Genomic DNA, 2,263 nt, shown 5'->3' with positions numbered 1-2,263 from the left:
GCCCTGCCGCCCGTGGCGGCGCCGGTTGCCCCCGTGGCCACCCCCACGCCGGCCGCCCCCGCCCCCATGGCCGTCGCGCGCGCCGAACCCCGCCCCACGCGCCCGGTGGTGCCCGAACGGCCCGCGCTGCCGCCGGTCGCCGCCCCCGCCGCGCCGCAGGCGCTGGCCGCCGCCCGCCCCAGCCTGCCGCCAGTGGCGGCACCCGAGCCCAGCCGCGCCCCCAGCCCCGCCCAGGTGGCCGCCGCCAACCCCGCGCCGCGCCGCGCGCCGGCCGATGGCGCGGCGCTGCCGCCGGTCGCGGCCAGCCAGGGCCCGATCCGCGCCGCCATGCATGTGCAGCGGCTTGAGGGCTCCTCCCTGCTGGGCGGCCAGGGTGCCGTGCTGGCGCCCCCGGTGCCCTACACCCGATGACCGAGCCCTTCCCCCGCGCCCCGGAAGCCGACGCCACCCCCGCGGGCCGCGCCCAGGGCCGGCCGATCGGCACCGAGCTGTCGCGCACGCCGCGCGCCAATGCCGCCGTGGATATCCGCCCCGCCGTCTCCCGCGGGCGGGTGGCCTTCGCGGCGCTGGGCTTCACCGCCCTGTTCGGCGCGGTCAGCCTGAAGCTGCTGGACGCGACGGTGCTCGACCCCTCCCTGCCGCGCGTGGCCACACCCGTGCAGCGCGTCAGCGTGCCCGAGGCCACCGTCGGCCGCGCCGAGATCACCGACCGCAATGGCGAGGTGCTGGCGGTGACGGTGCGCGGCATCGCGCTCTATGCCCGCCCGCAGGAGATCGAGAACCCCCAGCGCGTGGCGCGCGAGCTCAACCGCATCCTGCCGCACCTCTCGGTCACGCATATCCTGGAACGGCTGAGCTCCGACAGCCGCTGGGTCTATCTGGACCGCTTCATCAACGAGGATGCGCGGGAGCGCATCAACGCGCTGGGCGAAATCGGCCTGGGCTTCGAGGTGGCGGAGCGCCGCCAGTATCCGCGCGGGCGCGACGCCGCCCATGTGCTGGGCAGCGTGGGCGCCGATGGCGAGGCGCGCGGCGGCGTGGAGGAATGGTTCGACGAGCGCCTGCGCAGCAGCCGCGACCCCCTGCGCCTGTCCATCGACATCCGCGTGCAGCGCGAATTGCGTGAGGCGATCGAGACCCAGCGCGCCTATTTCGGCGCCCTCGGCGGTGCGGCCATCCTGATGGATGTGCGCACGCATGAGGTGCTGGGCATGATCTCCAACCCGGATTTCTCGGCCTCCGACCTCACCTCCGCCACGGCGGACCAGCAGTTCAACCGCGCCATCACCGGCGTGTACGAGCCGGGCTCGACCTTCAAGCTGTTCACGGCCGCCATGGCGCTGGACAGCGGCGCGGTCAGCCTGACCTCGGGTTTCGATGCCTCCCGGCCCATCCTGCTGCCGCGCGGGCAGCGCATCTCGGACTTCCGGGGCGAGGGCCGCTGGCTGAGCGTGCCCGAGATCATCACCTATTCCTCCAACATCGGCGCCGCGCACATGGCCGTGGCCGCCGGGCGCCAGCGCCACCGGGAATTCCTGGAACGCGCGGGCATGCTGAACCGCATCCAGGTGGAGTTGCCGGGCATCGCCCGCCCGCTGTTCCCGCGCGGCCGCGCCTGGTCCGACATCTCGACCATGACCATCGCGTATGGGCACGGCGTCGCGGTCTCTCCGCTGCAGGTGGTCACGGGGGTGTCGGCGCTGGTCAATGGCGGCATCCTGCGCAGCCCCACCCTGGTCGCGGTGCCCGAGGGCGAGGAGCGCGAGGGCACGCGCATCATCAGCGAGCGCACCAGCGACATCATCCGCCGCATGATGCGCCTGGTGGTCACCACCGGCTCCGCCCGGCGGGCGGATGCGCCGGGCTATTTCGTGGGCGGCAAGACCGGCACGGCCAACAAGCGCGACGCCAACGGCCACTACATGCGCGGGCGTTCCGTCACTTCCTTCGTCGGTGCCTTCCCGATCAATGAGCCGCGCTACCTGCTGTATGTGATGCTGGACGAGCCCCATGCGCGCGCCGAGACGGCAGGCTTCGCCACCGCCGGCTGGATCATGGCGCCGCTGGCGCGCCGGGTGATCGAGCGCGTGGCCCCCATGCTGGGCATGACGCCCGAGACCGAGCAGCGTTCCGCCGCCATCCAGGCCGCCATCGCCCTGCCGCTGAACGGGCGGATGCCGGGCGCGCCCGCCCCGCGCCTGCCGGGCATCGCCCCCGCGGCCCCCGCCCCGCTGCCCACCGCCCCCGCCACCGGCGTGCGGCA

General features: G+C 74.8%; 1 protein-coding gene and 1 pseudogene. Both read left to right on the top strand.

What is annotated here, in order from left to right:
* Window positions 1-411: pseudogene (locus GT007_RS22855) on the top strand (hypothetical protein); the annotation flags it as partial.
* Window positions 408-2,263, top strand: a 1,856-nt coding sequence (locus GT007_RS22040; protein ID WP_160123817.1) for a peptidoglycan D,D-transpeptidase FtsI family protein, incomplete at its 3' end; no start/stop codon positions are given. The pseudogene GT007_RS22855 and the gene GT007_RS22040, both read left to right, overlap by 4 nt.

The sequence above is a fragment of the Rhodovarius lipocyclicus genome, assembly GCF_009900765.1.
Classification (GTDB): Bacteria; Pseudomonadota; Alphaproteobacteria; order Acetobacterales; family Acetobacteraceae; genus Rhodovarius; species Rhodovarius lipocyclicus.
The sequence above is the reverse complement of the archived record's forward strand: the minus strand, read 5'-3'. Positions and strand labels throughout refer to the sequence as shown.